Source organism: Achromobacter semiaridum (assembly GCF_053543755.1).
Genome location: NZ_JBLVOL010000066.1, coordinates 102128 through 128534 on the forward strand (window position 1 = coordinate 102128; position 26407 = coordinate 128534).

22 protein-coding genes are annotated in these 26407 nt (G+C 65.3%); 14 read left to right on the forward strand and 8 right to left on the reverse strand.

Annotated elements, in window-relative coordinates; all coding sequences use genetic code 11:
• The 3 genes from ACNPP0_RS18610 to ACNPP0_RS18620 form a co-directional block, all read left to right on the forward strand.
• Positions 1–937 (forward strand): class I adenylate-forming enzyme family protein (locus tag ACNPP0_RS18610; RefSeq protein WP_448706665.1); only part of this gene is annotated, 937 nt, incomplete at its 5' end.
• Positions 938–1045: 108 nt separating this feature from the next.
• Positions 1046–1969: a Bug family tripartite tricarboxylate transporter substrate binding protein gene (locus ACNPP0_RS18615; protein ID WP_448706679.1), complete on the forward strand. Its 924-nt coding sequence runs from the start codon at positions 1046–1048 to the stop codon at positions 1967–1969.
• A gap of 19 nt (positions 1970–1988) precedes the next feature.
• A complete protein-coding gene (locus ACNPP0_RS18620; protein WP_332612869.1) occupies positions 1989–2957 on the forward strand; it encodes an NAD(P)H-dependent flavin oxidoreductase in 969 nt (322 codons plus the stop codon).
• 15 nt (positions 2958–2972) lie between these two features.
• On the opposite strand, the gene ACNPP0_RS18625 is transcribed toward ACNPP0_RS18620, so the two are convergent.
• From ACNPP0_RS18625 to ACNPP0_RS18645, 5 genes are all read right to left on the reverse strand, one after another.
• On the reverse strand, positions 2973–4394 hold the full coding sequence (locus ACNPP0_RS18625) for a type VI lipase adapter Tla3 domain-containing protein (protein ID WP_448706666.1): 1422 nt from the start codon (positions 4392–4394) through the stop codon (positions 2973–2975).
• A 221-nt stretch (positions 4395–4615) separates the two neighbouring features.
• Positions 4616–6967 carry a Tle3 family T6SS lipase effector gene (locus tag ACNPP0_RS18630; protein WP_448706667.1) on the reverse strand — a complete coding sequence of 784 codons (2352 nt, stop codon included), beginning with the start codon at positions 6965–6967 and terminating at the stop codon, positions 4616–4618.
• 76 nt (positions 6968–7043) lie between these two features.
• On the reverse strand, positions 7044–9554 hold the full coding sequence (gene tssI / locus ACNPP0_RS18635) for a type VI secretion system Vgr family protein (RefSeq protein WP_448706668.1): 2511 nt from the start codon (positions 9552–9554) through the stop codon (positions 7044–7046).
• A gap of 163 nt (positions 9555–9717) precedes the next feature.
• Positions 9718–10713, reverse strand: a complete 996-nt coding sequence (locus ACNPP0_RS18640; RefSeq protein WP_332612873.1) for a Bug family tripartite tricarboxylate transporter substrate binding protein — start codon at positions 10711–10713, stop codon at positions 9718–9720.
• Positions 10714–10944: 231 nt separating this feature from the next.
• Positions 10945–11850 (reverse strand): LysR family transcriptional regulator, encoded by a 906-nt coding sequence (locus ACNPP0_RS18645; RefSeq protein ID WP_448706669.1) that lies wholly within the window; start codon positions 11848–11850, stop codon positions 10945–10947.
• Between the two features lie 150 nt (positions 11851–12000).
• Here ACNPP0_RS18645 and ACNPP0_RS18650 point away from each other — a divergent pair, with 150 nt between their 5' ends.
• From ACNPP0_RS18650 to ACNPP0_RS18660, 3 genes are read left to right on the forward strand one after another with little or no spacing between them, the layout of a single operon-like run.
• On the forward strand, positions 12001–12915 hold the full coding sequence (locus tag ACNPP0_RS18650; RefSeq protein ID WP_332612877.1) for an SDR family NAD(P)-dependent oxidoreductase: 915 nt from the start codon (positions 12001–12003) through the stop codon (positions 12913–12915).
• Positions 12916–12922: 7 nt separating this feature from the next.
• Positions 12923–13783, forward strand: a complete 861-nt coding sequence (locus ACNPP0_RS18655; RefSeq protein WP_448706670.1) for a MaoC/PaaZ C-terminal domain-containing protein — start codon at positions 12923–12925, stop codon at positions 13781–13783.
• Complete coding sequence (locus ACNPP0_RS18660) at positions 13780–15012, forward strand: CaiB/BaiF CoA transferase family protein (protein ID WP_332612879.1); 1233 nt, start codon at positions 13780–13782, stop codon at positions 15010–15012. Before ACNPP0_RS18655 ends, ACNPP0_RS18660 begins: the two co-directional genes overlap by 4 nt.
• A gap of 81 nt (positions 15013–15093) precedes the next feature.
• Here ACNPP0_RS18660 and ACNPP0_RS18665 read toward each other — a convergent pair whose 3' ends face one another.
• Positions 15094–16617: a fumarate hydratase gene (locus tag ACNPP0_RS18665; protein WP_006217560.1), complete on the reverse strand. Its 1524-nt coding sequence runs from the start codon at positions 16615–16617 to the stop codon at positions 15094–15096.
• Positions 16618–16779: 162 nt separating this feature from the next.
• The gene (locus ACNPP0_RS18670; RefSeq protein WP_046806488.1) at positions 16780–17547 is read right to left on the reverse strand and encodes a crotonase/enoyl-CoA hydratase family protein; all 768 of its coding nucleotides are present in this window, start codon (positions 17545–17547) and stop codon (positions 16780–16782) included.
• Between the two features lie 277 nt (positions 17548–17824).
• Here ACNPP0_RS18670 and glyQ point away from each other — a divergent pair, with 277 nt between their 5' ends.
• The 8 genes from glyQ to def are packed head-to-tail and all read left to right on the forward strand — an operon-like array spanning position 17825 to position 25277.
• Positions 17825–18736, forward strand: a complete 912-nt coding sequence (gene glyQ, locus ACNPP0_RS18675; RefSeq protein ID WP_046806489.1) for a glycine--tRNA ligase subunit alpha — start codon at positions 17825–17827, stop codon at positions 18734–18736.
• A complete protein-coding gene (glyS, locus tag ACNPP0_RS18680) occupies positions 18737–20875 on the forward strand; it encodes a glycine--tRNA ligase subunit beta (RefSeq protein WP_448706671.1) in 2139 nt (712 codons plus the stop codon).
• A complete protein-coding gene (gene gmhB, locus ACNPP0_RS18685) occupies positions 20872–21411 on the forward strand; it encodes a D-glycero-beta-D-manno-heptose 1,7-bisphosphate 7-phosphatase (RefSeq protein ID WP_314357448.1) in 540 nt (179 codons plus the stop codon). The genes glyS and gmhB overlap by 4 nt, the downstream gene beginning before the upstream one ends.
• A 4-nt stretch (positions 21412–21415) precedes the next feature.
• On the forward strand, positions 21416–22144 hold the full coding sequence (locus ACNPP0_RS18690; protein ID WP_046806492.1) for a lysophospholipid acyltransferase family protein: 729 nt from the start codon (positions 21416–21418) through the stop codon (positions 22142–22144).
• On the forward strand, positions 22131–23162 hold the full coding sequence (locus ACNPP0_RS18695) for a M48 family metallopeptidase (protein WP_332612888.1): 1032 nt from the start codon (positions 22131–22133) through the stop codon (positions 23160–23162). Before ACNPP0_RS18690 ends, ACNPP0_RS18695 begins: the two co-directional genes overlap by 14 nt.
• A gap of 20 nt (positions 23163–23182) precedes the next feature.
• Positions 23183–24325: a 2-aminoethylphosphonate--pyruvate transaminase gene (locus tag ACNPP0_RS18700; protein ID WP_448706672.1), complete on the forward strand. Its 1143-nt coding sequence runs from the start codon at positions 23183–23185 to the stop codon at positions 24323–24325.
• 11 nt (positions 24326–24336) lie between these two features.
• Positions 24337–24732, forward strand: a complete 396-nt coding sequence (gene gloA, locus ACNPP0_RS18705) for a lactoylglutathione lyase (RefSeq protein WP_046806494.1) — start codon at positions 24337–24339, stop codon at positions 24730–24732.
• A gap of 11 nt (positions 24733–24743) precedes the next feature.
• Positions 24744–25277: a peptide deformylase gene (gene def / locus ACNPP0_RS18710; RefSeq protein ID WP_332612891.1), complete on the forward strand. Its 534-nt coding sequence runs from the start codon at positions 24744–24746 to the stop codon at positions 25275–25277.
• Here the strand turns inward: def and ACNPP0_RS18715 are convergent.
• The coding region (locus ACNPP0_RS18715; protein WP_448706673.1) for an acyl-CoA dehydrogenase domain-containing protein at positions 25274–26407 on the reverse strand (1134 nt) is incomplete at its 5' end. The genes def and ACNPP0_RS18715 overlap by 4 nt on opposite strands.

Sequence of the window (26407 nt, forward strand, 5' to 3'; positions counted from 1 at the left end):
GCGCTTGACGCCGCACGACATCGGCTACGCGGCATTGCCCATGTCGCACATCTTCGGCATCGCCACGGTGCTGATGGCGACCGTGCACGCGGGCGCCAGCCTCGTGCTGCGCAGCCGCTTCGACGCCGACGACGCCTTCAAGGCGCTGGCGCATCCCGGCGTCAGCATCCTGCAAGGCGTGCCCACCATGTTCAGCCGCATGATGGCCGTGGCGCCGCCGCGCGCTGAACTGCGCGCCCCCGCCCTGCGCTATCTGTACACCGGCGGCGCCGCGCTGGACCCCACATTGAAGCGCGACGCCGAACGCTACTTTGGCGTGGCGATGCATCACGGCTACGGCATCACCGAATACGCGGGGTCGATGTTCATCACGCGCATCGACGAGCCGCGCGATGACTGCTCGGCCGGCTATGCGGTGGACGGCGTGGAAATGCGCCTGGGCAGCCCCGATGCGGGTGCACCGAAACCCGGCCAGCGCGGCGACATCCTGATCCGAGGCCCCGGCGTCATGCTGGGCTACTACCGCAACCCGGAACAGACCGAGCAGGCGCTTCTGCCCGGCGGCTGGCTCGACACCGGCGACATCGGTTATGTGGACGACAGCGGCGCGCTGTTCATCGCCGGCCGCTCCAAGGACCTGATCATCCGCTCGGGCTTCAACGTCTATCCCATCGAAGTGGAGTCGGTGATCAACGCCTTTCCGGGCGTGCGCCTGTCCGCCGTGGTCGGCCGCAACCCGGCGGACCAGAACGAAGAAGTGATCGCGTTCGTCGAGCCCCTGCCCGGCGCGCGCGTGGATACCGACCTCTTGATGCTGCACCTGCGCGCCCAGCTGGCGCCGTACAAGCGCCCCGCGCGAATCATTTCCATCGACACGATTCCCACGACCGTCAGCGGCAAGATCCTGAAGCAACCGCTGAAAGAAAGGCTGGCGTAGGCGCGGACTCGCTGTTCCGCTCCACGACCGGCCACTTAACCACAAGGAGACAACAGCGTGAAACTCAAGACTTTCTTTGCCGTGGCCACCGCCACGGCAGCCTTCGCCATGGCGTTCAGCGCCGGCGCGCAGACGTACCCCGACCGCCCCATCCGCCTGCTGGTGGGCTACGCGCCCGGCGGCCCGGTCGACACCACGGCGCGCGTCTTCGCCAAGTATCTGGGCGACAAGCTGGGCCAGCCCGTCGTGGTGGAGAACCGCGCGGGCGCCAGCGGCATGATCGCCTCGGACGCCACCGCCAAGGCCACGCCCGACGGCTACATGCTGGGCTTTGCCGCCAGCCCCACACTGACCATGTCGCCACTGGTTCAGCGCAGCACGCTGTTCGACCCGCGCCGCGACTTCTCATTGATCGGCCTGGTGGTCGATTACGCCAACGTGCTGCTGATCGGCCCCCAGATTCCCGCCAGGAACGTGGGCGAGCTGGTCAGCTATGCGCGCTCGCATCCCGATGCCGTGTCATTCGGGTCCGCCGGCATCGGCGCGTCCAACCACCTGTCGGCCGAGCTGCTTAAAAAGCAGGCCGATGCGTCGATGCTGCACGTGCCGTATCGCGGCAACTCGCCCGCCATGATGGACGTGATCAGCGGCAAGGTCACGTTCATGTTCGACATCACCAGCACGGCGATCCCGTTCATCAAAAGCGGCAAGGCCCGCGCGCTGGCCGTCACGTCCAAGACCCGCAACCCCGAGCTGCCCGACGTGCCCACCATGATGGAAGCCGGCATGAAGGACTACGAAGTGGTGGGCTGGTATGCGCTGGTCGGCCCCAGGAAATTACCCGACGCCGTCTCGGCCCGCCTGACGCGCGCGCTGCAAGACGTGTCCAAGGACCCCGCGTTCCGCAAAGCCATGACGGAAGGCGGCTACACCATCAACCCAGGCGACGCCACCGCCCTGCAATCCCGCATCGACCGCGAATACGCCTTGTGGTCGGACGTTATCCAAAGCGCCAACATCCAGGCCAACTGACCCTTACCGGAGCCCACCGATGCCCGCCCCGCTCGCGCTACGCGCCCAGACCCGCCTGCCGATCATCGGCGCCCCCATGTTTCTGGTCTCTGGGCCCGAGCTGGTCGTGGCGCAATGCGCGGCGGGCATAATCGGCACCTTCCCATCCCTGAACGCCCGCCCGCAGGAGCAGTTGCAAGACTGGATCACGCGCATCGAAGGCGGGCTGGCCGCCACACGCCGCGCCCATCCCGACGCCAAGGTGGCGCCCTACGGCGTGAATCTGATCATCCACCCCAGCAACCCGCGCTGGCAGGGCGATCTGGCGATCTGCGCCGAACGCCGCGTACCGCTCATCATCACGTCGCTGCACGCGCCCGAAGCGGTGGTGCGGGCCGTGCATCCTTACGGCGGTCTGGTCTATCACGACGTCACCAACGTGCGGCACGCCAAGCGCGCGCTGGAGGCGGGCGTGGACGGCCTGATTCTGGTGGCGGCGGGCGCGGGCGGCCACGCGGGCCAGATCAATCCGATTGCGCTGGTCAACGAAATCCGTGCGTTCTATGACGGCCCCTTGGCGCTATCGGGCTGCATCAGCCATGGCAAGGACGTGCTTGCCGCCGAGGTGCTGGGCTGCGACTTCGCCTACATGGGCACGCGCTTCATCGCCACGCAGGAATCGCTGGCGGGCGATGCCTACCGCGAGATGGTGCTGCAAGCGCAAGCCGCTGACGTGACGTACACGCCGTACTTTTCTGGCGTGCCCGCGAACTACCTGTCGGCCAGCATTCTGGCGGCGGGATTGGACCCCGTGGCCTTGTCCCGAAATGGCGAAGCGCCCCCCGCGAACATGGACAAAAACTCACGGCCCAAGGCGTGGAAAGATGTCTGGAGCGCCGGCCAGGGGGTTGGGTCAGCGCAAGAGATCCTGGCCATCGCGACGCTGGTGGATCAGCTGGAAGCCGAATATCTCAGCGCGCGGGCGGCGTTGGTGGCGGCAGCGGGCTAGATTGCTTCAGTCGCATCACTTTTCCGACTTCCCGAGCAAATCCATGCTCGGCCCGCCAGCGATGAACTGATCCAGCAGGCGCTGCTCGGCCGCGATTCTCTCCGGGTCCACATACCGCGCGGGTGGCGGGGCGTTACGCGCGCTTTCTTGCGTCAGTTCCGCAAACCGCTGCAAAAACTCCGGTGACGGCGCTTCGCTCAAGGTGCGGGTTTGCGGGCGCAGCTTCACGCCGAAGGGATCGTTCGCCGGCTTCTGGCCCGGCGTCGGTGAACTGATGGTGATCACCGTTACCCGGTCGTCACGGCGCAGCGGGACGATGGCGCTGGTGTCGGCGTTCAGATAGCTGGCCATGGTGGCCAGTGCAATACCCACAAAGGGAGACGCCGCCCCCGTGTCGCCCAGGCGTTGCGTCAGGTCGTAGCTTTGGTCCGAAGCCAGCAGATCGAGCGGGCTGTCGGCCATCTGCAAAGCGGGAAGCAGATCGGCCAGGGCGGAACGGTTCAAGCCTGCGTCGTAGAAGACTCGCGTGGGCGCGTGAGCCAGAGGCGTCACGGCCCGCGTCCAGGCGTTTGCGATGGCCGCATGGCGAGCCTCGCCTTTCAGGGGGATGCCGTCGGATAGGAGCGACACTTCGACTGGGCGGTGCAGCCGCGCCAACGGCGTCAGGCGGTCCCATTGCTGGAAGCCGCGTTCGGTGATGGGCTGAGGGAACCAGGGGCTGGGTTGAAAGGAATATGGCGGGTTGCGGCGCCAGCCAGTGAAGGCGGGGTCAATGTCGTTCTTGTGCGGTTTGGTGTACTTGGCAAAGCCGCGCAACCAGTCCAGGCGCTCGGGGCGGGCAAAGACGATGGCGGTGACGGCGTCTGTCAGCTCGCCGGGTTGGCGGGGGCCGGAACCCAGGCCGATGGGCTTGTCGTCTCGGGTACCCAGGGCGGAGTGCATTGCATAGGAGTCCAACGCATAGACAAGAAGCGCCGGCATATCGGGATTCTGCTCAAAGACTCTAAACAAATAGCCCACAAATTCCTCGGGCGTGTTGTTGCAGATCACCCCCGGTGTGAGCGGCTTACTGCGGTGCCAATGTAAGCCCGCAGGCCCCATCGTTCGATCGGCCATCCCGCCCAGGAAAATTGACACCCTTTCCGGAGAAAAGCGCAATCGATCCAGCTTTGGATCGTAATCGCGTACGACCGTCAAAGAGGGGATCACCCAGCGCTCAGGAAAGCCTCGCAGCGTCAACTCCAACGCGTTGGCCTTACGCTGCGCCCAAGCCGTCGTCCTGTCTTCCGCAATGGTTGGATAGAACGTGGTGTCCAACTGCAACGCCGTTCCAACGAGCAACACATCAGCTTGCGCGGAATTTTGTTGTAGCAGTTGCGCCCACACCTGGCCTTGACGATAAACGTCAAGGCTCAAGCCAACGCGGATGATGTCCAACGTCTCCAGGCGTGGGGACGAGGAGGACGCAGAGAAAATAGGCATCACAACTCCGGGGGATTGCGGAATGGGATCAACGGGAATCCACGCATCAGGCGCTGGAGGCAATTCGCAAGCCACTTCCTTCCGCTCGGAGGACTCCCTTGAACTATCGGCCTCGGCGAGTACCTCTTGCTGAAACGTAGCGGCCAACATAAGAGCCATAGCGCAAGATATGAGCTTCATTCCGACTCCCCGTCACCAGCCGTGAGATTGCGGCCAGCATCTCTGTCCTTTCGGGTCTGCGTAGACACCAAGGTGGACAACTTCATTTGATGGATCGAGGCAGGCACGCTGCCTCCTCCCCTACGCGACAACTTCCCATCTTCGCCATAGAGCGTAATCTTCCTGCTTCGATAGAGATCGGTAGCATTGACGAGTTCGAGGTTGTCGGCGCTTTCATTTTTGTAGTACTCCTGGATCGCTTCGTCTGGAAGTTTTCCTGTATCCGCTTCTTCATCCAACTCCACCCAAGCCATCCTCCAATCCGCCACCCGACACAAATACGCATAGAACGGCTCGTCATCAATACTGCGTGCCTGCCCTATCGCCAGGTCGTACGCCATTGCGCGTTGGCTATGCATTGAATTCGCGGGGATTGATGAATGAAAGGAGATCGGGCTTTGCTCGTCCGCCCCCGCGTCCATTCTTCGCCGACGCGCCTCGTTCGGGCTTTCCTGATATGTCACGTTAAAGCGACGTCCGCCCACGTGGTCGACCCCGGTGATCCGGTGCCAGTCCGCTGCCCATTCGTTGTTCTCCGGCGCGCTGTACGGGTTACGCAACGGGTCGTTCAAACCCGTGAGTTCTGCTTCAAGCAATGGCGCATATGCCATGCCCCCACTGCGGGAGCTATAGGTTTGCGGGACCGGTCCGGCGCTTTCCGGTAAGGTCACCACGCGGGTACCCGCCACACGTATGCCCTTGTTCGTAATGGCAATCGATGCATCTATCGGATCATCCGGCGCGTGTACCGGTGCGATACCCGCCGATGCCTGCTCGGCCATTACCACCCCGCCCGACCTGAAGTCCGCCAGAAACGGCTGCGGCAGGGCTGGCGCATTGATGGGCACCGACTGGCCAGGCGCGAAGTCGGCGTTGGCCGCCCATCGCTGCGGCAGGCCCATGCCCGAACCCTCCCAGGTGCTTTCATGCTGTCGGCGCAAGACGTAGTTTTGAGTTGGCGGCAGACCAATGGGTTGGCTCTTGCCGTCCCGCGCTCGCATGGTGAAGACGCGTTGATGAAAATGGCTACCCAGTGCGGACAATCCGGGGCCGTCAATATCACCCACCCACTGCTTCGCCATGTTGCCCACCATCGTGGGCACGAAATCCACCATCGTCCTTGGCTTGTGCGCAGGCATGGCCTGGTAAGTCAAGGTGTCGGCAATGCCTTGCCAGCCGATACCCTGCACATTGCGCATGCCGACGGTTTTGTCCTCGGGAGAGAAGTAGAGGAACACGCGGCCGCGATTGTCACGCTCGGAAAAGGCAACGTCTTTGCCGTCCAGCGTGGTCTGGCACTGCACGCCATTCCAACGCAATCCACCGATGCAGGAAGGGCTTGAGGGGTCGGCCATCTGAGCGAAGGTGGGCACCGGGTTGGGATTTGCGCCGATGAAGCCGACGATATTCGCAAGCGTTGTCACGCGCGCCTTGGTGGTCTGCTGCGCTTCGGACATCTCCATGCGCTCGAAGCGGGACTCCAGCAGGCTGTATGGCGGGTTCATCATGATGACCGCATCCACGGCGCGTTTGCCTTCGTCCTTGAGCAAGGCGTTGGCCAGCAGGGTGATCAGCGTGCCCTGGCTGTGCCCGACCACATTGATCGTGTCGTTCTCGCCGGTGGTCTTGCCGCCAGGATGGCGATAGGCGCGAATCATATTCACCAGCATGGCCAGTCGCTTGGCCGCCAGCAGCATGTACTTGCGGCTGGGCGCCATGACCAGCGGATGGTCGGGGGACCCAAATAGCGGGTTGATCGGCAGCAGGCCAAGCAGCTTGCCGGAGAAACCCTCACCCCACATATCCGGAATGGAAGTCGTGGCATTCGCGAACATCCCGCCCTGCTTGATACCGTCTTTGTCGAGCCTGTTGTGGTAGCGGTCCAGCCATTCTCCGTGCTCGGTCTTCTTGTCGATGTATTGCTCTTCTTCGCGAAAGCCCCAATAGAACGGGATGACGACACTGCGCGACCCGCCGCCGAACTTTCCGGCGGATGCTCGGCGGCGATAGTAGACGGCGTCAGGATTGGGCGCCGCGCCCTGATCCTCGGCGGGCAATCGGTAACTGGCGGGATTCAGCGCGGCGCAGCTTCTACTGCCGTCCGCGGCCTTCAAATGATCCAGGCGCTCATTCAAGCCCACGCAGATGCCGGTTTCCAGGTCGTCATACACGCCGGCCAGATCATTCACCCCGTGAATCAGAATCACCACGCAGGGCTTTGCCTGTTGTACCCGCACGATCGCAGGGCGCGCGCCGGGCAACAGCAGCGCCTCGGGCTGGCCCGTCAACGGGACGGAATGTGTTGCCATGGAACCTCCTTCGTCGAAGTGAATTGGCCCGCCGGCAGCCCGGCCAATCGCATCAGGGCCCGCCCCCGTGGCCGCGTCAATCGGCGTCGTGCAAGGTCAGCGTCGCGATGTGCATCGCGTCGCTTTCCATCAACTGCGTCGCGCCTTGCGCGTCGGTGATGCCTTGGACGGTTTCGCCATTGTTCAATGTGATCGTGTAGCGGCGGTGGGCCACCGGGCGCACGCCGTCCGGCAGAGTCACGATGAATTTTCGTTGGGTCGGGCCAAGGTCGAACCGGGGGAGTTCCGCCGCCAAGCTGGCCGCCCCCAGCATCTGATGGCTGGCCGCCTTGACCGTGAACGCACCGGGGCAGCCAAACTCAATCGCGCCATCCTGCATCTTGATGTAGGCCCCGCCGCACAACAGCGTGATGTGCTTGTCGGCAACCGCCAGGACATGCGCGGCGGCCGAGGAAATTTCAACGCTTTTCTCGGCTTGCACGCGGACGCTGCCATGCTGCGCCTGCAACAGCATCTGGCCTTGGTGGGCGATGTGCCGCATATTCCCGCTTTGTGTAAAGAGGCTGATTCCCTGCCCCGCATTCATAACGACGGATTGCCCCGCCGTCAGGTGCAGGTTCTTCTGCGCAACGGTATCCGCGTTGCCGCCCGCCGCCACGGTGATGGACGCCGGCGTGCCCACGGCAAGGCCCGCCGGGCTGCTCAACGCAATAACGGGTTGGCCGCCGTTGCTGCCCCCGGCTTCGTCGTTGGCGCCATGCCCCAGGTCCCGCACGTTGTCCGTCAGCTGCTGCTGGCGCGTTGGGTCAAGCGGCAGCGCCTCGTGGCGGGCGGCATATGCGCCCAGGTTACGGGCCAGTTCCAGCGCGCTTTCCAAGCGCTGCACCATTTCGTTACGGGATAGCTGCCCGCCCTTGGCGTGTGCTTGTCCGTCTGTGGTCAGCAATATTCCCTTTGCGGCGCGCACCGCGCCCTGTCCGTCCGTGCGCAGCTCAAACCCTTCACCACGGGGCGCCCCGCCTTTGGGCCGGGGCTGCGTCAAATAACCCAGATGCAGTTGGGAGGCGGCATGGTCGCTCATCAGCGCCGCGCTGATCTGGGCCAAGGTGTCGTCCAGCCGCAGTTCGTTCGCGCGTTGCCCTTTGTGCTCTTTGGATCTGATGGTGGCAATCGTGTTGTGCCGGGGCAGCGCGTAAGGCGGCAGGTTGGTCGCGCGGAATAGCCGCCCCATGGCAATTGGCTGGTCGCAATCACCGTTCAAGAAATTCACGACGACCTCTTGACCGATACGCGGAACCGCCATATGCCCCCACTGCGCGCCCGCCCAATCCTGCGCCACGCGTATCCAGCACGAGCTGTGTTCATTGTTGCGGCCGAGGCGGTCCCAGGGAAATTGAACCTTTATCCTGCCAAAGTCGTCGCAGTAGATTTCTTCGTTGGGCGGGCCGACAACGGTGGCCGTTTGTGAGCCATCGATGCACGGTCTGCCGCGGGGCGACGGCTTCCAGTCCGTCTTGGCAGGCACGAGTTCAGCCGTGTAGCCGTAGTGCGTGCCTGACTGGGCGTCCGGGCTGTCCTGCTCCTGGCTGACATGCTGAACCCCATGGTGACGCATACGTACCGGACGCCACTTTTGGTTCCACTCGTCGCGCGCGTGGCCCTGCAACAAAAAGGCCAGGCCGGGAACAAGACGCGGGTCGTCGCCTTCGACTGACGCGCTGCAAGCGTCGTTACGGCGCCCCAGCAAGCGGGTCCGCGCAAAGGGCTCGCCCGCCTCATCGCGCTTGTAGCGCCCGGGATAGTCGTAACGCTCGTAGCCCATGTCTTGATGGGGCTGATCCGCGGCGACAGCGCTGTGTTCCAGCTCATACCGAGGGTGCGTATAGGTGTAGTCGCGCTGTGTCTGGATAGCGGTGCGTACGCGCTCGGTATAGCTAAAGCGCTGCAAGCCGGGCGTGGGTGGGTCGCCGCCGGAGGTGGCGTGGTAAATGACCGGGTCGCCCGGGATGTCGTCGTTGAGGGTGATGCGGTCGCCGTGTATCAGACGATGCCCACCGTCGGAATGCGCGTAGTAATAGAAATAGCCTTCCTCGGCAGCAAGCCGGTCCAGGAAAGCGAGGTCCGTGTCGCCTGCCTGCACGCAATACTCGCGCGGCAGGTGTTCGAAGGTGCTGATCTGTTCGTAGTCGGTGATGCCCTGGCGTTTGATCACGTCGGCCATGATCTCGGGCACGGACAGATGCTGATAAATGCGCCAATCGGAACAAAGGGCGGCACGCGCCAAAGACGGTTCGACGACTGCCCGATAGCGGGTACGGCGAAAGCCGGTAGCGGCTTGTTCAAACTCAGTGACGATGCCGTGTACGTGGCGCGCCGCTTGCGCGCCATGCCAGATGGTGAACAAGGCCGCTTCGTCCAGCATGGCGCCGATATCCATGTCGGATTCCGTGCTGGATAGCCACAGCGTCAAGCGATACGTTTCCGACAGCGCTTCGTCCAGCGTGAACTCGACAACGTCGAAGGCAACGCCGATCGCCCTTGCCTTCACAGGCTGAAAGGTGAAACGGAAAGTCGGCTGGCTGGGCATGGCAGAGTCCGTATGGATTTCCTGCCAGGAGCCTAGCCGACCCCACGCCAAACAGATATAGAACAAATCTGAAATGCGGGGCCGCAATCCGAAGCCCCTATCCGGCATTCATCAATCTGCCCGATGCGGTCTGCCTTATTTCATCTGCTCTATCTCATCTGCCTTATTCCAGCTTGATATTCGCCGTCTTGATCAGGTCGCGCCATTTCACGATCTCGTCGCGCACGAACGCGCCGAACTGTTCGGGCGTGCCCGGCTTGGGCTCGGCGCCCGCCGCGATCAGGCTCTTGGCCGTGGCCGGGTCGGACAGCACCTTGACCATGTCGGCGTTGATGCGCTTGACGATATCGGGCGGCGTGCCCTTGGGCGCCATCACGCCGCTCCAGGAATAGGCCTCGTAGCCGGGCAGGCCCGACTCGGCGATGGTGGGCACGTCGGGCAGCATGCTGGAACGCGTGGGGTTGCCGACGCCCAGCGCGCGCACCTTGCCACCCTTCAAGTGCGGCACGGCGGACGGGCCATCGGCGAACATCACCTGCACCTGTCCGCCCAGCAGGTCCTGCATGGCCGGCGCGCTGCCGCGATACGGCACGTGCTGGATGCGGATGCCGGCCATGGCGTTGAACAATTCGCCCGCCAGGTGCGTGCCGCCGCCCGTGCCCGACGACCCGAACGACAGCTTGCCCGGGTTCTTCTTGGCGTAGGCGATCAGTTCGCCGACGGAGTTCACGGGCAGCGCTGCGTTCACCACCAGCACGATGGGAAACACCGCTGCCATGCCGACCGGCACGAAGTCGGTGGTGATGTCGTAGGTCAGGTTGTTGCGCAGGCTGGGCAGCACCGCGTGGTGGATGGACGCGAAGAAGAAGTTGTAGCCGTCGGGCTCGGCCTTGGCTGCGAATTGCGCGCCGACGATGCCGCCCGCGCCCGACTTGTTGTCCACCACGGTGGGCACGGACCACATCTGCCCCAGCGGCTGCGTGGTGAAGCGCGCGGTGGTGTCCACCGGACCGCCCGCCGGAAACGGCACGATGAAGGTCACGGCATGGCCTGGCCACGTGGCGGCGCGTGCCGGCGATGAAAACAAAGTGGGCAGCACGGCCGAGGCGCACGCGGCGCCCAGCCCCGCGATGACGCGGCGGCGTTGAGGATCAATCACTGCGGTCTCCTGGGTCTCGGTGTTGTTCGCGATCGGGCGTTGGATGCTGCCGCCCGCCGCTCTTTTTCTTCGCGTGGCTCGTCCCACGCTTTTTTATTATTTTCCGAGAGCCCGGATTCGCCGCTACACATTTTCAAAAGCCCCTCTTTCGCACCCGCCCCAACGTTCGATCATCGGACAGGAATTTCCCTGAGTCCCGTCGCGGATACGACATACGGACGAGGGCCCGGCTTAGGCCGACTGCCCGCGCGCCGCGCGTTGCACATGTTCGATAAAGCACTCGGCAAAGCTGGGCAGGTCGCGGCCGCGCTGGCGGCACAGCAGGCGGTCGCGCAGCGCCCAGGCGTCTTCCAGCTTCAGCACGTGCAGCGCATCGGGGCGGCTGTAGCGCGCGGCGCAGGCGCGTGGCACCACGGCAATGCCCGCGCCCGCCTCGACCATGCGGCACACCGCCTCGAAGCTGCCCACGTGCACGCGCTGGCACAGGCGCTTGCCCAGGCCGCTGGCAATGTCTTCCAGAAAGGTCTGGATGGCGCTGTCAGGGTGGATGCCCACGAACTGGTAGGCGTCGACCAGGTCCGCGAAGTGCGCGGACTTGGACGCGGCCAGGGGATGCTCCAGCGAGGTCACCACGGTGAGCTCGTCGCGAAACAAGGGCGTGACGTCCAGCCCCGCCACGTCGATATTGCCCGCCACCAGCCCGAGATCGCCCGCGCCCGCGCGGATGGCGATGACAATGTCGCCAGAAATTTTCTCTTCAAGCTCGACGTCCACGTCAGGGTTCTCCGCCAGGAACGTGGATAAGGCATCGGCCAGGAATGAATTGGTGGCCGTGGTGTTGGCCAGCAGGCGCAAGCGCCCTTTCAGGCCGCTGGCATAGGGTTGCAGATCGGCATTCAGGCATTCCAGTTGCCGGAAGACGGCGTTGGCGTGTTTAAGCAGCACCTCGCCCGCCGGCGTCAGCGCCACGCCCGTGGCCAGCCGCACCAACAGGCGCGCCTTGAACGCTTCTTCCATGTGCTTGACCCGGGCGCTTGCCGCCGGCAAGGACAGGAACGTGCGTTCCGCGGCCCGGGTCAGGTTGAGGGTTTCGCCCACGTTCAAGAACAAACGCAGGTCCGTCAGATCATGTCTCATGTTCCACCACGCAGAAGGGGGGCATTTCTAATTTTGAATTCTTCGAATGCCGCCACGAATCTACCATGGGGCATTCCCATGAACCAGACCGGTTGATGCGGAACTGTTTTCCATCGACGGCGCGTGCGCCGCAGCAAAGGAGTCAGGGCAATGAGCGGCATCGTTTCCGGAAAGGTAGTGGTCGTCACCGGCGCGGGCGGAGGCATCGGGCGCAGCATCGCGCTGGCGATGGCCCAGGCGGGCGCCAAGGTGGTGGTGAACGACATCGGCGTGTCGCTGACGGGCGAAGGCGGCGGCGAGGGCCCCGCACAAGCGGTCGTGCGCGAAATCACGGCGGCAGGCGGACAGGCGGTGGCCAACACCGACAGCGTGGCCGCCTACGACAGCGCCAGCCGCGTCGTGCAGACGGCCATCGACGCATTCGGACGCATCGACGCCGTGGTCAACAACGCGGGCAACCTGCGCGACCGGGTTTTCCACAAGATGAGCGAAGAGGAATGGCGCCAGGTGATCGACGTGCACCTGAACGGTTCGTTCTTCATGAGCCGCGCGGCCGCGCCGTATTTCCGCGAGCAGGAATCCGGCGCGTTCGTGCACATGACATCCACCTCGGGCCTGATCGGCAACTTTGGCCAGGCCAACTACGCGGCCGCGAAATTGGGCATCGTGGCGCTGTCCAAATCCATCGCGCTGGACATGGCGCGCTACAACGTGCGTTCGAACTGCATTGCGCCCTTCGCCTGGAGCCGCATGACCAGTTCCATTCCGGCGGAAACCGACGCAGAAAAGGCACGCGTCGAAAAATTGAAGAAGATGGAAGCGGGCAAGGTTGCGCCGATGGCCGTGTTTCTGGCCAGCGATGCGGCCAGCGAGATCACCGCGCAGATCTTCGCGGTGCGCGCCAACGAAATCATGTTGATCAGCCAGCCGCGCCCGCTGCGCACGGTGCACCACAGCGAAGGCTGGACGCCCGAACGCATCGCCGACATCGCCGTGCCCGCCATGCGCAAGCACTTCTACGCGTTGGAGCGTTCGCCCGACGTGATCGACTGGGACCCCATCTGAGACCGCCATGCCGCTGGATTACGCGACCGTAAAGAACTGGCGCTTTGACGAGGTCCGTCAGCGCTATGACCACAAAGACACCATGCTGTACGCGCTGGGCATCGGGTTGGGCCAGGACCCCGAGGACACCCGCCAGCTGCGCTACGTGTACGAAGAAGATCTGCAAGCATTTCCCACGATGGGCGTGGTGCTGGCGTACCCAGGCTTCTGGGTGCGCGACCCGCGCAGCAGCATCGACTGGGTCAAGGTGGTGCATGGCGAACAACGCCTGACCGTGCACGCGCCGCTGCCGCCCGCGGGCCAGGTCAGCAGCCGCAGCCGCAACACGCACGTGATCGACAAGGGCGCGGACAAAGGCGCCATCGTCATCACCGAACGCACGCTGCACGGCGAGGACGGCGCCTGCCTGGCCACCTTGCGGCAAAGCACCTTCTGCCGAGGCGACGGCGGCTTTGGCCAGGGCGATGCCAGCCCCGAGCCCCTGCCCGCCACGCCGCAGGGCGACCCGGACCTGCGCTGCGAATTGCGCATCGCCCCCAACGCCGCGCTGTTGTATCGCCTGAACGCCGACCCCAACCCGCTGCATGTCGACCCCGAGGTCGCGCGCCAGGCCGGGTATCCGCGCCCCATCCTGCATGGGCTGTGCTCGTATGGGGTGGTGGCGCACGCGATCGTGAAAAGCTGCTGCGACTACGACGCATCGCGGCTGACCAGCCTGAACACGCGCTTCTCGGCGCCGGTGTATCCCGGCGAAACGCTGCAATGCGACATCTGGCGGCTGCCGGACGGGCAGATCCAGTTTTTGGCGCGCTCGCGCGAACGCAACGTCGTGGTGATGAGCCACGGTACCGCGACGGTGCAATCATGACGCGCGCGCCCGCGCTGGACGGCATCCGCGTGCTGGACCTGTCGCGCATCCTGGCCGGCCCCTGGTGCACGCAGAACCTGGCCGACCTGGGGGCCGACGTCATCAAGATCGAACGCCCGCGCGTGGGCGACGACACGCGCGCATGGGGGCCGCCGTACCTGAAGGATGGCGACGGCCAGGACACCAGCGAGTCCGCGTACTACCTCAGCGCCAACCGCAACAAGCGCTCGGTGGAAGCGGACATGGCCACGCCGGAAGGCGCGGCGCTGATCCGCGAACTGGCTGCCGTCAGCGACATCCTGGTCGAGAATTTCAAGGTGGGCGGCCTGGCCAAATACGGGCTCGACTACGACAGCCTGAAGGCCGTCAACCCGCGCCTGATCTATTGCTCGGTCACGGGCTTCGGGCAGGACGGGCCCTTTGCACAGCGCCCCGGCTACGACTTCATGATCCAGGGCATGGGCGGGCTGATGAGCATCACCGGCGAACGCGACGACCTGCCCGGTGGCGGCCCGCAGAAGGCGGGCGTGGCGGTGACCGACATCGTTACCGGCATGTACGCCACGGTAGCGATCCTGGCGGCCTTGCAGGAGCGGCATCGCAGCGGCTTGGGGCAGCATCTGGACATCGCCTTGCTGGACAGCCACGTGGCATTGCTGGCAAACCAGAATTCCAACTACTTCAACTCGGGCGTGGCGCCCACCCGCGCGGGCAACGCCCACCAGAACGTGGTGCCGTACCAGGTGTTCGCCGCCAGCGACGGCCACCTGATCGTGGCCACGGGCAATGAATCGCAGTACCGCGCGTACTGCCGCGCCATCGGCGTGCCGGAACTGGGCGACGATCCGCGCTTTGCCACGAACCGGTTGCGCGTGACGAATCGCGAGGAACTGATCGGCATCCTGACGGGGATCATGCACGAGGGCCGTCGTGACGACTGGATTGCCAAGCTGGAAGCGGTGGGCGTGCCGTGCGGCCCGATCAACAATATTGCGCAGGCTTTTGCGCATCCGCAGGCGCAGGCGCGGCAGTTGCGTCGGGACATGCCGCATCCGTTGGGCGGCGTGGCACCGGTGACGGCAAGCCCGTTACGCTTTTCAGGGTCGCCGGTGGTGTATCGGCGCGCCCCGCCGCTGCTGGGCGAACATACGGAGGAAGTGCTGCGCGAGGTGCTGGGCAAATCGCCGGACGCGATAGCGGCGTTCACGAAGGGTACGCGCGGCGCCTAGGCGCCATGCCATGCCGCGTCAAAAAAAAGGCCGCTGATTTCTCAGCGGCCGTTTTTATGTCAGCGTGGATCGGTGCGAGGCTTACGCCACCGCCACCGGGATCTTGCCGATCTTGGCTTGCCATTCCTTCGGCCCCGTCGTGTGGACCGACGTGCCCTTGGCGTCCACCGCCACGGTCACCGGCATGTCCTTGACGTCGAATTCGTAGATGGCTTCCATGCCCAGGTCCGCAAAGCCCAGCACCTTGGCGCCGCGAATTGCCTTGGACACCAGGTACGCCGCGCCGCCCACGGCCATCAGGTAGGCCGAGCCGTGCTTCTTGATGGCTTCGATGGCGACCGGGCCACGTTCGGACTTGCCGATCATCGAGATCAGGCCCGTCTTCTCAAGCATCATGTCGGTGAACTTGTCCATGCGCGTGGCGGTGGTGGGACCCGCGGGGCCGACCACTTCATCGCCCACCGGGTCCACCGGGCCCACGTAATAGATCACGCGGTTGGTGAAGTCCACCGGCAGCGGCTCGCCCTTGGCCAACATGTCCTGGATGCGCTTGTGCGCGGCGTCGCGGCCGGTCAACATCTTGCCCGACAACAGCAGCGTCTGGCCCGGCTTCCAGCTGGCCACTTCTTCCTTGGTCAGCGTGTTCAGGTCGACTTGCTTGGACTTGTTGTAGTCCGGCGCCCAGTGCACTTCGGGCCATTCGGACAGCGACGGCGGGTCCAGGCGCGCGGGGCCCGTGCCGTCCAGTTCGAAGTGCGCGTGGCGCGTGGCGGCGCAGTTCGGGATCATGGCAACCGGCTTGGACGCGGCGTGCGTGGGGAAGGTGCTGATCTTGACGTCCAGCACGGTCGTTAGGCCGCCCAGGCCCTGCGCGCCGATACCCAGCGCGTTGACCTTTTCGTAGAGCTCGATGCGCAGCTCTTCCAGCTTGTTCTGCGGGCCGCGGGCCAGCAGTTCGTACATGTCGATGTCTTCCATCAACGACTGCTTGGCCATCAGCATGGCCTTTTCCGCGGTGCCGCCAACGCCGATGCCCAGCATGCCCGGCGGGCACCAGCCGGCGCCCATCGTCGGGACGGTTTTCAGCACCCAGTCCACCAGCGAATCGCTGGGGTTCAGCATGGCAAACTTGGATTTGTTTTCCGAACCGCCGCCCTTGGACGCGATCTGCACGTCGACCTTGTCGCCTTGGACCAGTTCAACGTGCAGGATACAGGGCGTGTTGTCGCGCGTGTTCTTGCGGGCGAACAGCGGGTCGTCCAGCACGGAAGCGCGCAGCGGATTGTCCGGGTTCAGGTAGCCACGGCGCACGCCTTCGTCACACAGTTCCTGCAAGGTGCGCTTGGTGTCAAAGCGCACGCTCATGCCGATCTTCAGGAAAACGTTAACGATGCCGGTGTCCTGGCACAGCGGGCGCTTGCCTTCGGCGCACATGCGCGAGTTGGTCAGGATCTGCGCCATCGCGTCACGCGCGGCGGGGCTTTCCTCGCGCTCGTACGCGCGCGCCAGATGGCGGATGTAGTCGACGGGATGGTAGTAGCTGATGAACTGGATGCCATCGGCTATCGACTGGATGAAGTCTTCTTCTTTAATGATGACGGACATGGCGATTTGCGGGTCTAGATGGAAAACTGGATATTGAAAACGCGGCTGGCACTAACTGCCAACCGCTGTGGAAAGAACAATTTTTGCCGCCGGGCCGCCCCAAGGCAAAAAACGCCCCCTCGGGGGGCAGCAAGCGAGCGGAGCGAAGTGCGGCGTGGGGGCTCATTTACCTTGCCAGACCGGCTTGCGCTTTTCGGCGAAAGCCGTCGCGCCTTCCTTGGCGTCGGCCGACGAAAAGATATGGGCGATCAACGGGCGTTGGCGGTCGAACATGCCGTCCTGTTCCCAATCAACGGCCTGCGACACGATGCTCTTGGCGGTCTGCACGGCCAACGGGCCGTTTTCAACAATGGCGCGCGCCAGTTCCAGCGCGCCGGCCAATGCGCCGCCCGGTTCGGTCAGGCGGTTGACCAGGCCGAACGAGTAGGCGCGTTCAGCGGTCAGCATTTCGCCCGTCAAGATCACTTCCATCGCGATGTGGTACGGCAGGCGGCGCGGCAGGCGTAGCATGCCGCCGGCGCCGGCCACCAGGCCGCGCTTGACTTCCGGCAGGCCGAACTTGGCGTTGTTGGCAGCCACGATCAGGTCGGAAGCCAGCGCCATTTCGCAGCCACCGGCCAGCGCATAGCCTTCCACGGCGGCGATCAGCGGCTTCTTGGGCGGGCGTTCGTTCAAGCCGGCAAAACCACGGCCTTCAACGTAGGGGCGCTGCCCGGATTTGGCGAATGCCTTCAAGTCCATGCCCGACGAGAACGTGCCGCCGCCGCCCGTCAGGATGCCGATGCGAATGTCGTCGCGGCTGTCCAGCTGGTCCAGCGCGGCGGCCATGGCCTGGGCGGTTTCCAGGTTGATGGCGTTCTTGGCTTCGGGGCGGTTGATCGTGATGATCTGGATGCCGTCGGTGACTTCCACCGTGATCAGGTCTGACATAGGACTGCTCCTTCCGGGATTTCTCGGAATCGGGTTCCGGGTTTTATATAAGACTTGGGACGTAACCCGGAATCATACGACCATTGGTTTCCAGGCGCAGCGGGGCCGCCCCCAAGCGTCCGCCAGGGGCACACTGGCCCGCCCGGGGGATGCCGTCCGGGCATAGATGTAACCGCGCGGCGGCGCCCGCCAAACGGGACGGCCCCGGGCCAGTTAAAATGCCCGGTTTCCCACGCCCACGGCAGGCCTTGCCCGGCGGTCGAATTCCAAGAATCCTATGCTCACCTTTCAGCAAATCATCCTTACGCTCCAGGAATACTGGGACAAGCAGGGTTGCGCCCTGCTGCAACCCTACGACATGGAAGTCGGCGCCGGCACCTCGCACACGGCCACGTTCCTGCGCGCGATCGGCCCGGAGCCGTGGCGCGCCGCCTACGTGCAGCCCTCGCGCCGCCCCAAGGATGGCCGCTATGGCGAAAACCCCAATCGCCTCCAGCACTATTACCAGTACCAGGTGGTGCTCAAGCCGGCGCCGCCCGACATCCTGGACCTGTATATCGGTTCGCTGAAAGCGCTGGGCATCGACCCGACGCAACACGACATCCGCTTCGTCGAAGACGACTGGGAAAACCCCACGCTGGGCGCTTGGGGCCTGGGCTGGGAAGTGTGGCTGAACGGCATGGAAGTCACGCAATTCACGTACTTCCAGCAGGTGGGCGGCCTGGATTGCACGCCCACCACCGGTGAAATCACCTACGGCCTGGAACGCCTGGCCATGTACCTGCAAGACGTGCAAAGCGTCTACGACCTGGTCTGGACCGAGGGCGCCAACGGCAACCGCGTGCTGTACCGCGACGTGTTCCACCAGAACGAAGTCGAGCAATCGACCTACAACTTCGAGCATTCGTCGGCCGACATGCTGTTTGCGCACTTCAACGACTACGAAGCCGAGGCCAAGCGGCTGATGGAAGTGCCGCTGGCGCTGCCGGCCTACGAGGCCGCGCTGAAAGCCGCGCACACCTTCAACATGCTGGACGCGCGCGGCGCGATCAGCGTGACCGAGCGCGCCGCCTACATCGGCCGCATCCGCAACCTGTCGCGCGCCGTCGCGCAGGCTTATTTCGATTCCCGCGAACGACTGGGCTTTCCCATGCTGCGCCGCAACCAGGCCGCCGGGGAGGCAGCATAAATGACGACGAACATCCGCCCCCTGCTGGTCGAACTGCTGACCGAAGAATTGCCGCCCAAGGCCCTGCAAAAGCTGGGCCAGGCCTTTGCCGAAGGCGTGCGCGCCACGCTGGAACGCCACGGCCTCTTGGCCGAAGGCTGCGCCGCGACCGCGTATTCCACGCCGCGCCGCCTGGCCGTGCACCTGTCCGCCGTGCTGGCGCAAGCGCCCGACCAGCCCTATGCCGAAAAGCTGATGCCCGCCAAGATCGGCCTGACCGAAGACGGCAAGGCCACCCCGGCACTGCAAAAGAAGCTGGCCGCCAAGGGCCTGGAAAACATAGACCTGGCCACGCTGGACCGCGAATCCGACGGCAAGCAGGACTACCTGGTGGCACGCGGCACCGCCACCGGATCGTCGCTGGCCGCCGGCTTGCAGGAAGGCATCGACACGGCATTGAACAGCCTGCCGATTCCCAAGGTGATGCGCTACCAATTGGCCGACGGCGTCACCACCGTCAAGTTCGTGCGCCCGGCGCACGGCCTGGTTGCCCTGTTCGGCGCCGATGTGGTGCCCGTGTCCACGCTGGGCATGCAGGCCGGCCGCGACACGCTGGGCCACCGCTTCATGTGCGCCGGCCCGGTGTCGTTTGCCGATGCCGATTCGTACGCCGCCACGCTGGCTGAAAAGGGCCGCGTCGTGGCGTCCTTCGAAGGCCGTCGCGATGAGATCCAGCGCCAGTTGCTGGACCACGCCGGCCGCCTGTCGGCCACGCTGGGCGATGACCCGGAAGTGGCCGCGCTGCTGGACGAAGTGACGGCGCTGGTCGAGCACCCCACCGTATATGTGGGCCAGTTTGAAGAGCAGTTTCTGCAAGTGCCGCAGGAATGCCTGATCCTGACCATGCGGCTGAACCAGAAGTACTTCCCGCTGTTCGACCCGGCCACCGGCCGCCTGACGCACCGCTTCCTGATCGTGAGCAACATGCACACGGACAACCCGGTGAACATCGTCGAAGGCAACCAGCGCGTGGTGCGCCCGCGCCTGGCCGACGCGCAGTTCTTCTTCGAAACCGATCGCAAGACGCCGCTGGCTTCGCGCGTGGAACAGCTGGGTTCCATCGTTTATCACAACAAGCTGGGCACCCAGCTTGAACGCGTCGAACGCGTGCGCGCCATCGCGCGCGGCGTGGCCGAACAGCTGGGCGGCGACGTTGCCGCCGCTGACCGCGCCGCCATGCTGGCCAAGGCCGACCTGGGTTCGAACATGGTGGGCGAATTCCCCGAGCTGCAAGGCATCATGGGCGCCTACTACGCGGCCGGCGACGGCGAGCCCGACAGCGTCGTGCAAGCGCTGCGCACGCAGTACCGCAACCGCTACGACGCGCCCGTCACGCAAGACACGCTGACCGCCGCCACGCTGTTCATCGCCGAACGCGTGGAAACGATGGTTGGCATCTGGGCCATCGGCCTGGCGCCCACGGGCGAACGCGACCCCTTCGGCCTGCGCCGCGCGGCGCTTGGCCTGATCAGCGCGTTTGAACAGCTGGCGGCCGGCGGCTGGCTGAAGGTCAGCCAGGACGGCCCGCTGTCGCTCGACGGCCTGCTGGCCCTGGCCGCCGGCACCTTCGCCGCCGGCAAGATCCCGGCCGACACGCTGGCCGAAGTGCGCACCTTCATTTACGAGCGCTATCGCAACCAGCTCATCAACGATTTCGACCGCAACGCGGTGGAAGCCGTGATTGCGTTGACGCCGCCGCTGCACCAGGTGGCCGAGCGCGTGCGCGCCGCCGCCGCGTTCGCGCAGTTGCCCGAAGCGGCCAGCCTGGCCGCCGCCAACAAGCGCATCGGCAACCTGTTGAAAAAGGCTGAAGGCGAGATCGGTGCGGTGAACGACGCCACGCTGGTCGAACCCGCTGAAAAGGCCCTGGCCGCCACCGTCGCCAAGCTGCGCCCGCAGGCGCAAGCTCAGTTGGCCGCCGGCGACTTTGCCGGCAGCCTGTCCACGCTGGCGCAAGCCCGCGAACCGGTGGACGCCTTCTTTGCCGATGTCATGGTCATGGCCGAAGACCCGGCCGTGCGCGCCAACCGGCTGGCGTTGTTGAGCCAGCTGCATGGCCTGATGAACCAGGTGGCCGACATTTCCAGGCTGGCACAGTGAAACTGATCATCCTAGACCGCGACGGCGTCATCAATCAGGACAGCGATGCGTTCGTCAAGAATCCCGACGAATGGATCGCCCTGCCCGGCAGCCTGCAAGCCATTGCGCGGCTGACGCAGGCCGACTGGAAAGTGGTGGTGGCCAGCAACCAGTCGGGCCTGGCGCGCGGCCTGTTCGACATGGACACGCTGACCGCCATCCACACCAAGATGCGGCGCGAACTGGCCGCCGTGGGGGGCGCCATCGACGCCGTGTTCCTGTGCCCGCACGGGCCGGATGACAACTGCACCTGCCGCAAGCCGCGCCCGGGGCTGTTCGAACAGATCGGGCACCGCTACGACATCAGCCTGGCCGGCGTGCCGGCGGTGGGCGATTCGCTGCGCGATCTGCAAGCGTCGGCGGCCGTAGGCTGCGCGCCGTGGCTGGTGCACACCGGCAACGGCAAGAAGACGCTGGCCAAGGGCGGCCTGCCCGAGAACACCCGGGTCTGCGAAGACCTGTCGGCGGTCGTCGACATTCTGCTTCAGGACAATTGATTCAATGGCCCGGCTACGTTCGCTGCTGTATTTCCTGTTTTTGGCCATCACGGTCATCCCCTACGCGTTCCTGTGCATCCTGTGGGCGCCGCTGCCGCTGCATTGGCGCTACAAGCTGACGGTGGGCTGGCCGCGCCTGGCCATCTGGGGCGCCAAGGTGTTCTGCGGTATCCGCTGGCAGGTCAAGGGCTGGGAAAACCTGCCCGACGGCCCGGCGGTGATTCTGTCCAAACACCAGTCGGCCTGGGAAACGCTGTTCTTTCCCGCGCACATGCCGCGCGAAGTGTGCTTCGTCTACAAGAAAGAACTGCACATGGTGCCGTTCTTCGGGTGGGGCCTGGCGCTGCTGCGCATGATCGCCATTGACCGCTCCAAGGGCCGCGACGCCTTCGACCAGGTGGTCAAGCAGGGCCAGACGCGCATGGACGAAGGCCGTTGGCCGCTGCTGTTTCCCGAGGGCACACGCGTGCCGCCGGGCAAGACGGCGCGCTTCAAGATGGGCGGAGCGCTGCTGGCCTCGCGCACCGGCGCGGTGGTCATTCCCGTGGCGCACAACGCCGGCGAGTGCTGGCGGCGCAACGCTTTCGTCAAATATCCCGGGCTGGTCACCCTGTCGATCGGTCCCGCGATAGAATCCAAGGGACTCTCCCCCGACGAACTGAACCAGAAGGTTCAGGAATGGATCGAAGGGGAAATGCGGCGTCTGAATCCTGAAAGGTATGCCCAGCACTGATCAGCTCGAACTCTTGTTCGACATGCAAGAACACGACGCGCCCCACGGCGCGTCGCCGCTGATCGCCACGCCAACGCCAACGCCGCCGCCTCAGCCCAGGCTTGAACCGCGGCCTCAGCAGCAGCAACCCCAGCCGCAGCCCCAGCCCGTCACGCCCGTGAACCTGTTCCCCGACGCCGCCGAAGGCGACGCCGGCAAGGGCGAGCCGCTGCTGACGCTGTCGCCCAATGCCGCCTCGCGCGTGCCCACGCCCTGCCCCGATCCGCTGCCGCCCGGCGCGCGCTGGCGCGAAATCCCCACCGATCAACAGCCCATCGGCTTCGTGCTGCTGCGTTCGCGTCGGCGCAGCATCGGCTTTGTCATCACCGACGACGGCCTGCGAGTCACCGCGCCCAGTTGGGTCACGCTGGCGCAGATTGACGACGCCGTGCGCGAAAAAGCGCGCTGGATCGTCACCAAGCTGCGCGAATGGCACGCCCGCAAGCAGCAGCTGGCCATGGCGCACACGCGCTGGCAAGCGGGTGGCGAACTGCCTTACCTGGGCAAGCGCATCGTGATCGGCGTGGGTGGCGACAGCCGCCAGTCGCGCCTGTCGGGCGATGCCGACGCGCCCGAGGACGGCGACACGCTATGGCTGGCGCTGCCGTCCACGGCCGACCAAAGCCGTATCCGCGACGCCGCGCAAGCCTGGCTACAACAGCGCGCGGGCGCGTGGTTCGGCGCGCGGCTGGCGCACTTCCTGCATATCAGCGGCTTGAAGATCCGCCGCTGGCGGCTGTCGTCCGCCGCCACGCGCTGGGGCTCCTGCACCAGCGACGGCAACATCATGCTGAACTGGCGCCTGATCCATTTCGCGCCCGGCATCATCGACTACGTCATCGCGCACGAGCTTGCGCATCTGCGCGAGATGAACCACAGTCAGGACTTCTGGCGCGAAGTCGGCCAGATCCTTCCCGACTTCGAAGACGCCAAGAACATCCTGCGGCGCCACGACCCCGCTTCGCTGCCTCAGTTCTGAGGCGCACTGGAGACAAGACAATGTTGCTGCTGATTCCTGGCCCGGTCACGACCGACGCGCGGGTGAAGGCCGCCATGGCGCAAGACTACGCGCCGTGGGACAACGATTTCCGCGCAGCCTACCGGCAGGTGTGCGACGGCGTCTTGCACGTGGCCCAGGGCTCGGCGGACGAGCACGTGGCGCTGGCGCTGCCCGGCTGCGGCCACTTTGCGGTGGAAGCCGCCGTACGCACCTTCGTGCCGCCCGGCGGCCGCCTGCTGGCGCCGTCCACCGGCGCGTACGCGGCGCGCCTGCAAAAGCTGGCTAGCGACGCGGGGCGCATCGCCGTGCCGCTGGCGGTGGGCGCCACCGAACGGCTGGAGCCGGCCGCCGTGGCCGCCGCGCTGGAACAAGACCCCACGCTGACGCACCTGGCGGTGGTCTATAGCGAAACGGGCAGCGGCATCTGCCACGACGTGCCGGCATTGGCGCGCATTGCCCACGCGCTGGGCCGCCGCGTCATCGTCGACGCGGTGTCCGCCTTTGGCGCCTTGCCGCTGGATGTGTCCGCCCTGCCCGCCGTGGATGCCGTGGTGCTGACGGCCAACAAGTGCCTGGAAGGTCTGCCCGGCGCGGCGTTCGTCGTGGCCCGCCGCGACCGCCTGGAAGCCGCCCGCGGCAACGCGGGCAGCTGGTCGCTGGATCTGGCCGACATCTATCAACACACGCTGGCGCCCAATGCGGGCCCGCGCTTCACGCCCCCGGCGCCCACGCTGGCCGCGCTGGCCGTGGCGCTGGACCTGTACCGCCAGGAAGGCCGCGAGGCGCGGCTGGCGCGTTACACGGCCAACATGCGCACGCTTTATGATGGCGTCAGCGAACTGGGCTTGACGCCCTATCTGTCGCGCGATCTGCAAGGCCCCATCGTCGTCAACGTGCATGCGCCCGATTCCCCTAACTGGCATCTGCAATTGTTCGTGGACGCCCTGAAGGCGCGCGGCTACGTGCTCAGTAATTTCTTCAACACCGAACAACCCACGTTCCGGGTCGGCTGCATCGGCGCCTTTGGCGCGGACCAGATGCGGCAGGCAGTCGCCGCCATGGGCGGCGCACTGCGCGACATCGGCATTACGCGGCAACACTCGGGCAACCCCGGGTTCCTGCCACAACCCCTCATCGCCTAAGGAAGATCTCCATGCGTATGCTCCACACCATGCTGCGAGTCGGCAACCTTGATAAGTCCATCGATTTCTACACCAACGTGCTCGGCATGCGCGTCCTGCGCCGCAACGACTACCCCGAAGGCAAGTTCACGCTGGCCTTCGTCGGCTATCAAGACGAGTCCGAAGGCGCGGTCATCGAACTGACCCACAACTGGGACACCGAAAAGTACGACCTGGGCAACGGCTACGGCCACATCGCGCTGGAAGTGGACAACGCCTACGAAGCCTGTGACAAGGTCAAGGAACGCGGCGGCAAGGTCACCCGCGAAGCCGGTCCGATGAAGCACGGCAAGACCGTGATCGCCTTCGTCGAAGACCCGGACGGCTACAAGATCGAGTTCATCCAGAAGAAAGGCCGTCAAGACTGACGCGTACCGCCATGATCCACCCCATCCTGAAAATGGGCGACCCGCGCTTGCTGCGCGTGGCCCCGCCCGTCGATAAATTCGACACGCCCGAGCTGCACGCCCTGATCGACGACATGTTCGAAACCATGGCGGCGGCACAAGGCGTGGGGCTGGCGGCGCCGCAGATCGGCGTGGACCTGCAAGTGGTTATCTTCGGCTTTGACCGCAACGACCGCTACCCCGACGCGCCCCCCGTGCCGCAGACCATCTTGTGCAACCCCGTCATCACCCCCTTGTCGGACGAGATGGAAGACGGCTGGGAAGGTTGCTTGTCGGTGCCCGGCCTGCGCGGGCTGGTGCCGCGCTATCGCCACATCCGCTACAGCGGCCGCGACCCGTATGGCCGGCTGATCGAGCGCGAAGCCGAAGGCTTTCACGCCCGTGTGGTGCAGCACGAATGCGATCACCTGATCGGCCGGCTGTACCCGTCGCGCATCCAGGATTTCACGAAGTTCGGCTTCACGGAAATCCTGTTCCCCGGCATGGACCCGAACGCGGACGATTAAGCGTCGGGTTTGGGGGCTGGGTCGGAAACGGACGTCGAATCAGGGCTTGCCGCCTGGGGCGACAGCGCTTGCGGCGCAAAATCATCCACCTGCAAGACCTTGGACACCACCGCGTCCGCCGCCTCCAGCTGCGCCGCCTGCGCGTCCGTGATGGCGCCCAGCTGATGCGCCTCGCGCCAATTGTGCACGTTCGACTGGCGCAGGCGGTCGCGGATGGGCTGCACCGCGTCAACCAGCGCAAAGGCGCGGGTCAAGTCCGCCAAGGGGTCGCTACCCGCGCGGCCACCGCCCAGCAGTACGCCGGCCGCCGCGCCGCTGCCCGGCTCGCGATGCAGGTCGGCCGCCAGCCGGTCATGGGTGGGCGACGGCTTCAACAGCAGGTCGGCGCAGGCGCGCGTCAAGGCGTCGTTCGGCCCGCGCGCCAGGCGCCACGGCAGGATGGCGGCGCGCAGGCCCCACGCCAGCACGCGGCCCGGCAGGTTGCGCAGCACTTCGTCCAGGCTTTTCTCGATGCTGGCGTAGCCCTGTTCCATGCACCAATGCACCAGCGGCAGATCGTCGTGCTTGCGGCCTTCGTCTTCCCAGCGCTTGAGCACCGCCGACAGCAAATAAAGCTGCGACAACACATCGCCCAGCCGCGCCGAGATCATTTCGCGCCGCTTCAGCCCGCCGCCCAATTGCGCCAGCGTGGCGTCGGCCAACAACGCAAAGCCGGACGCATAGCGTCCCAGCCGCCGGTAGTGCCCCGCCGTGGGGCCGGACACCGGCGACGGCGCCAGCAAGGCGCCCGACCAGGCGCGGCCGATCGCGCGCAGCGTGTTCTTGCCGGCGTGCCGCAGGTGGCGCCAGAACACATCGTGGAACACCTCGATGCCACGTTCTTCGTCGGGGTTGGCCAGCGCCAGCATTTCGGGCATTAGATAGGGATGCGCGCGGATGGCGCCCTGCCCGAAGATGATCAGGTTGCGCGTCAGGATGTTGGCGCCTTCGACCGTGATGGCGATGGGCACCGCGCGATACAGCGCGCCCAGGTAGTTGCTGGGGCCGTCGATGACCGCGCGGCCCGCGTGCACGTCCATCGCGGCGTTGACCGAGTCGCGCATGCGTTCAGTGGCGTGGTATTTCATGAT

Excerpts from the sequence above, each read along its gene's own strand:
- ACNPP0_RS18615 (WP_448706679.1), top strand. The coding sequence starts at position 1,046 with ATGGCGTTCAGCGCCGGCGCGCAGACGTACCCCGACCGCCCCATCCGC.
- ACNPP0_RS18620 (WP_332612869.1), top strand. The coding sequence starts at position 1,989 with ATGCCCGCCCCGCTCGCGCTACGCGCCCAGACCCGCCTGCCGATCATC.
- ACNPP0_RS18630 (WP_448706667.1), bottom strand. The coding sequence starts at position 6,967 with ATGGCAACACATTCCGTCCCGTTGACGGGCCAGCCCGAGGCGCTGCTG.
- tssI (WP_448706668.1), bottom strand. The coding sequence starts at position 9,554 with ATGCCCAGCCAGCCGACTTTCCGTTTCACCTTTCAGCCTGTGAAGGCA.
- ACNPP0_RS18645 (WP_448706669.1), bottom strand. The coding sequence starts at position 11,850 with ATGAGACATGATCTGACGGACCTGCGTTTGTTCTTGAACGTGGGCGAA.
- ACNPP0_RS18650 (WP_332612877.1), top strand. The coding sequence starts at position 12,001 with ATGAGCGGCATCGTTTCCGGAAAGGTAGTGGTCGTCACCGGCGCGGGC.
- ACNPP0_RS18655 (WP_448706670.1), top strand. The coding sequence starts at position 12,923 with ATGCCGCTGGATTACGCGACCGTAAAGAACTGGCGCTTTGACGAGGTC.
- ACNPP0_RS18660 (WP_332612879.1), top strand. The coding sequence starts at position 13,780 with ATGACGCGCGCGCCCGCGCTGGACGGCATCCGCGTGCTGGACCTGTCG.
- ACNPP0_RS18665 (WP_006217560.1), bottom strand. The coding sequence starts at position 16,617 with ATGTCCGTCATCATTAAAGAAGAAGACTTCATCCAGTCGATAGCCGAT.
- ACNPP0_RS18670 (WP_046806488.1), bottom strand. The coding sequence starts at position 17,547 with ATGTCAGACCTGATCACGGTGGAAGTCACCGACGGCATCCAGATCATC.
- glyQ (WP_046806489.1), top strand. The coding sequence starts at position 17,825 with ATGCTCACCTTTCAGCAAATCATCCTTACGCTCCAGGAATACTGGGAC.
- glyS (WP_448706671.1), top strand. The coding sequence starts at position 18,737 with ATGACGACGAACATCCGCCCCCTGCTGGTCGAACTGCTGACCGAAGAA.
- ACNPP0_RS18690 (WP_046806492.1), top strand. The coding sequence starts at position 21,416 with ATGGCCCGGCTACGTTCGCTGCTGTATTTCCTGTTTTTGGCCATCACG.
- ACNPP0_RS18695 (WP_332612888.1), top strand. The coding sequence starts at position 22,131 with ATGCCCAGCACTGATCAGCTCGAACTCTTGTTCGACATGCAAGAACAC.
- ACNPP0_RS18700 (WP_448706672.1), top strand. The coding sequence starts at position 23,183 with ATGTTGCTGCTGATTCCTGGCCCGGTCACGACCGACGCGCGGGTGAAG.
- gloA (WP_046806494.1), top strand. The coding sequence starts at position 24,337 with ATGCGTATGCTCCACACCATGCTGCGAGTCGGCAACCTTGATAAGTCC.
- def (WP_332612891.1), top strand. The coding sequence starts at position 24,744 with ATGATCCACCCCATCCTGAAAATGGGCGACCCGCGCTTGCTGCGCGTG.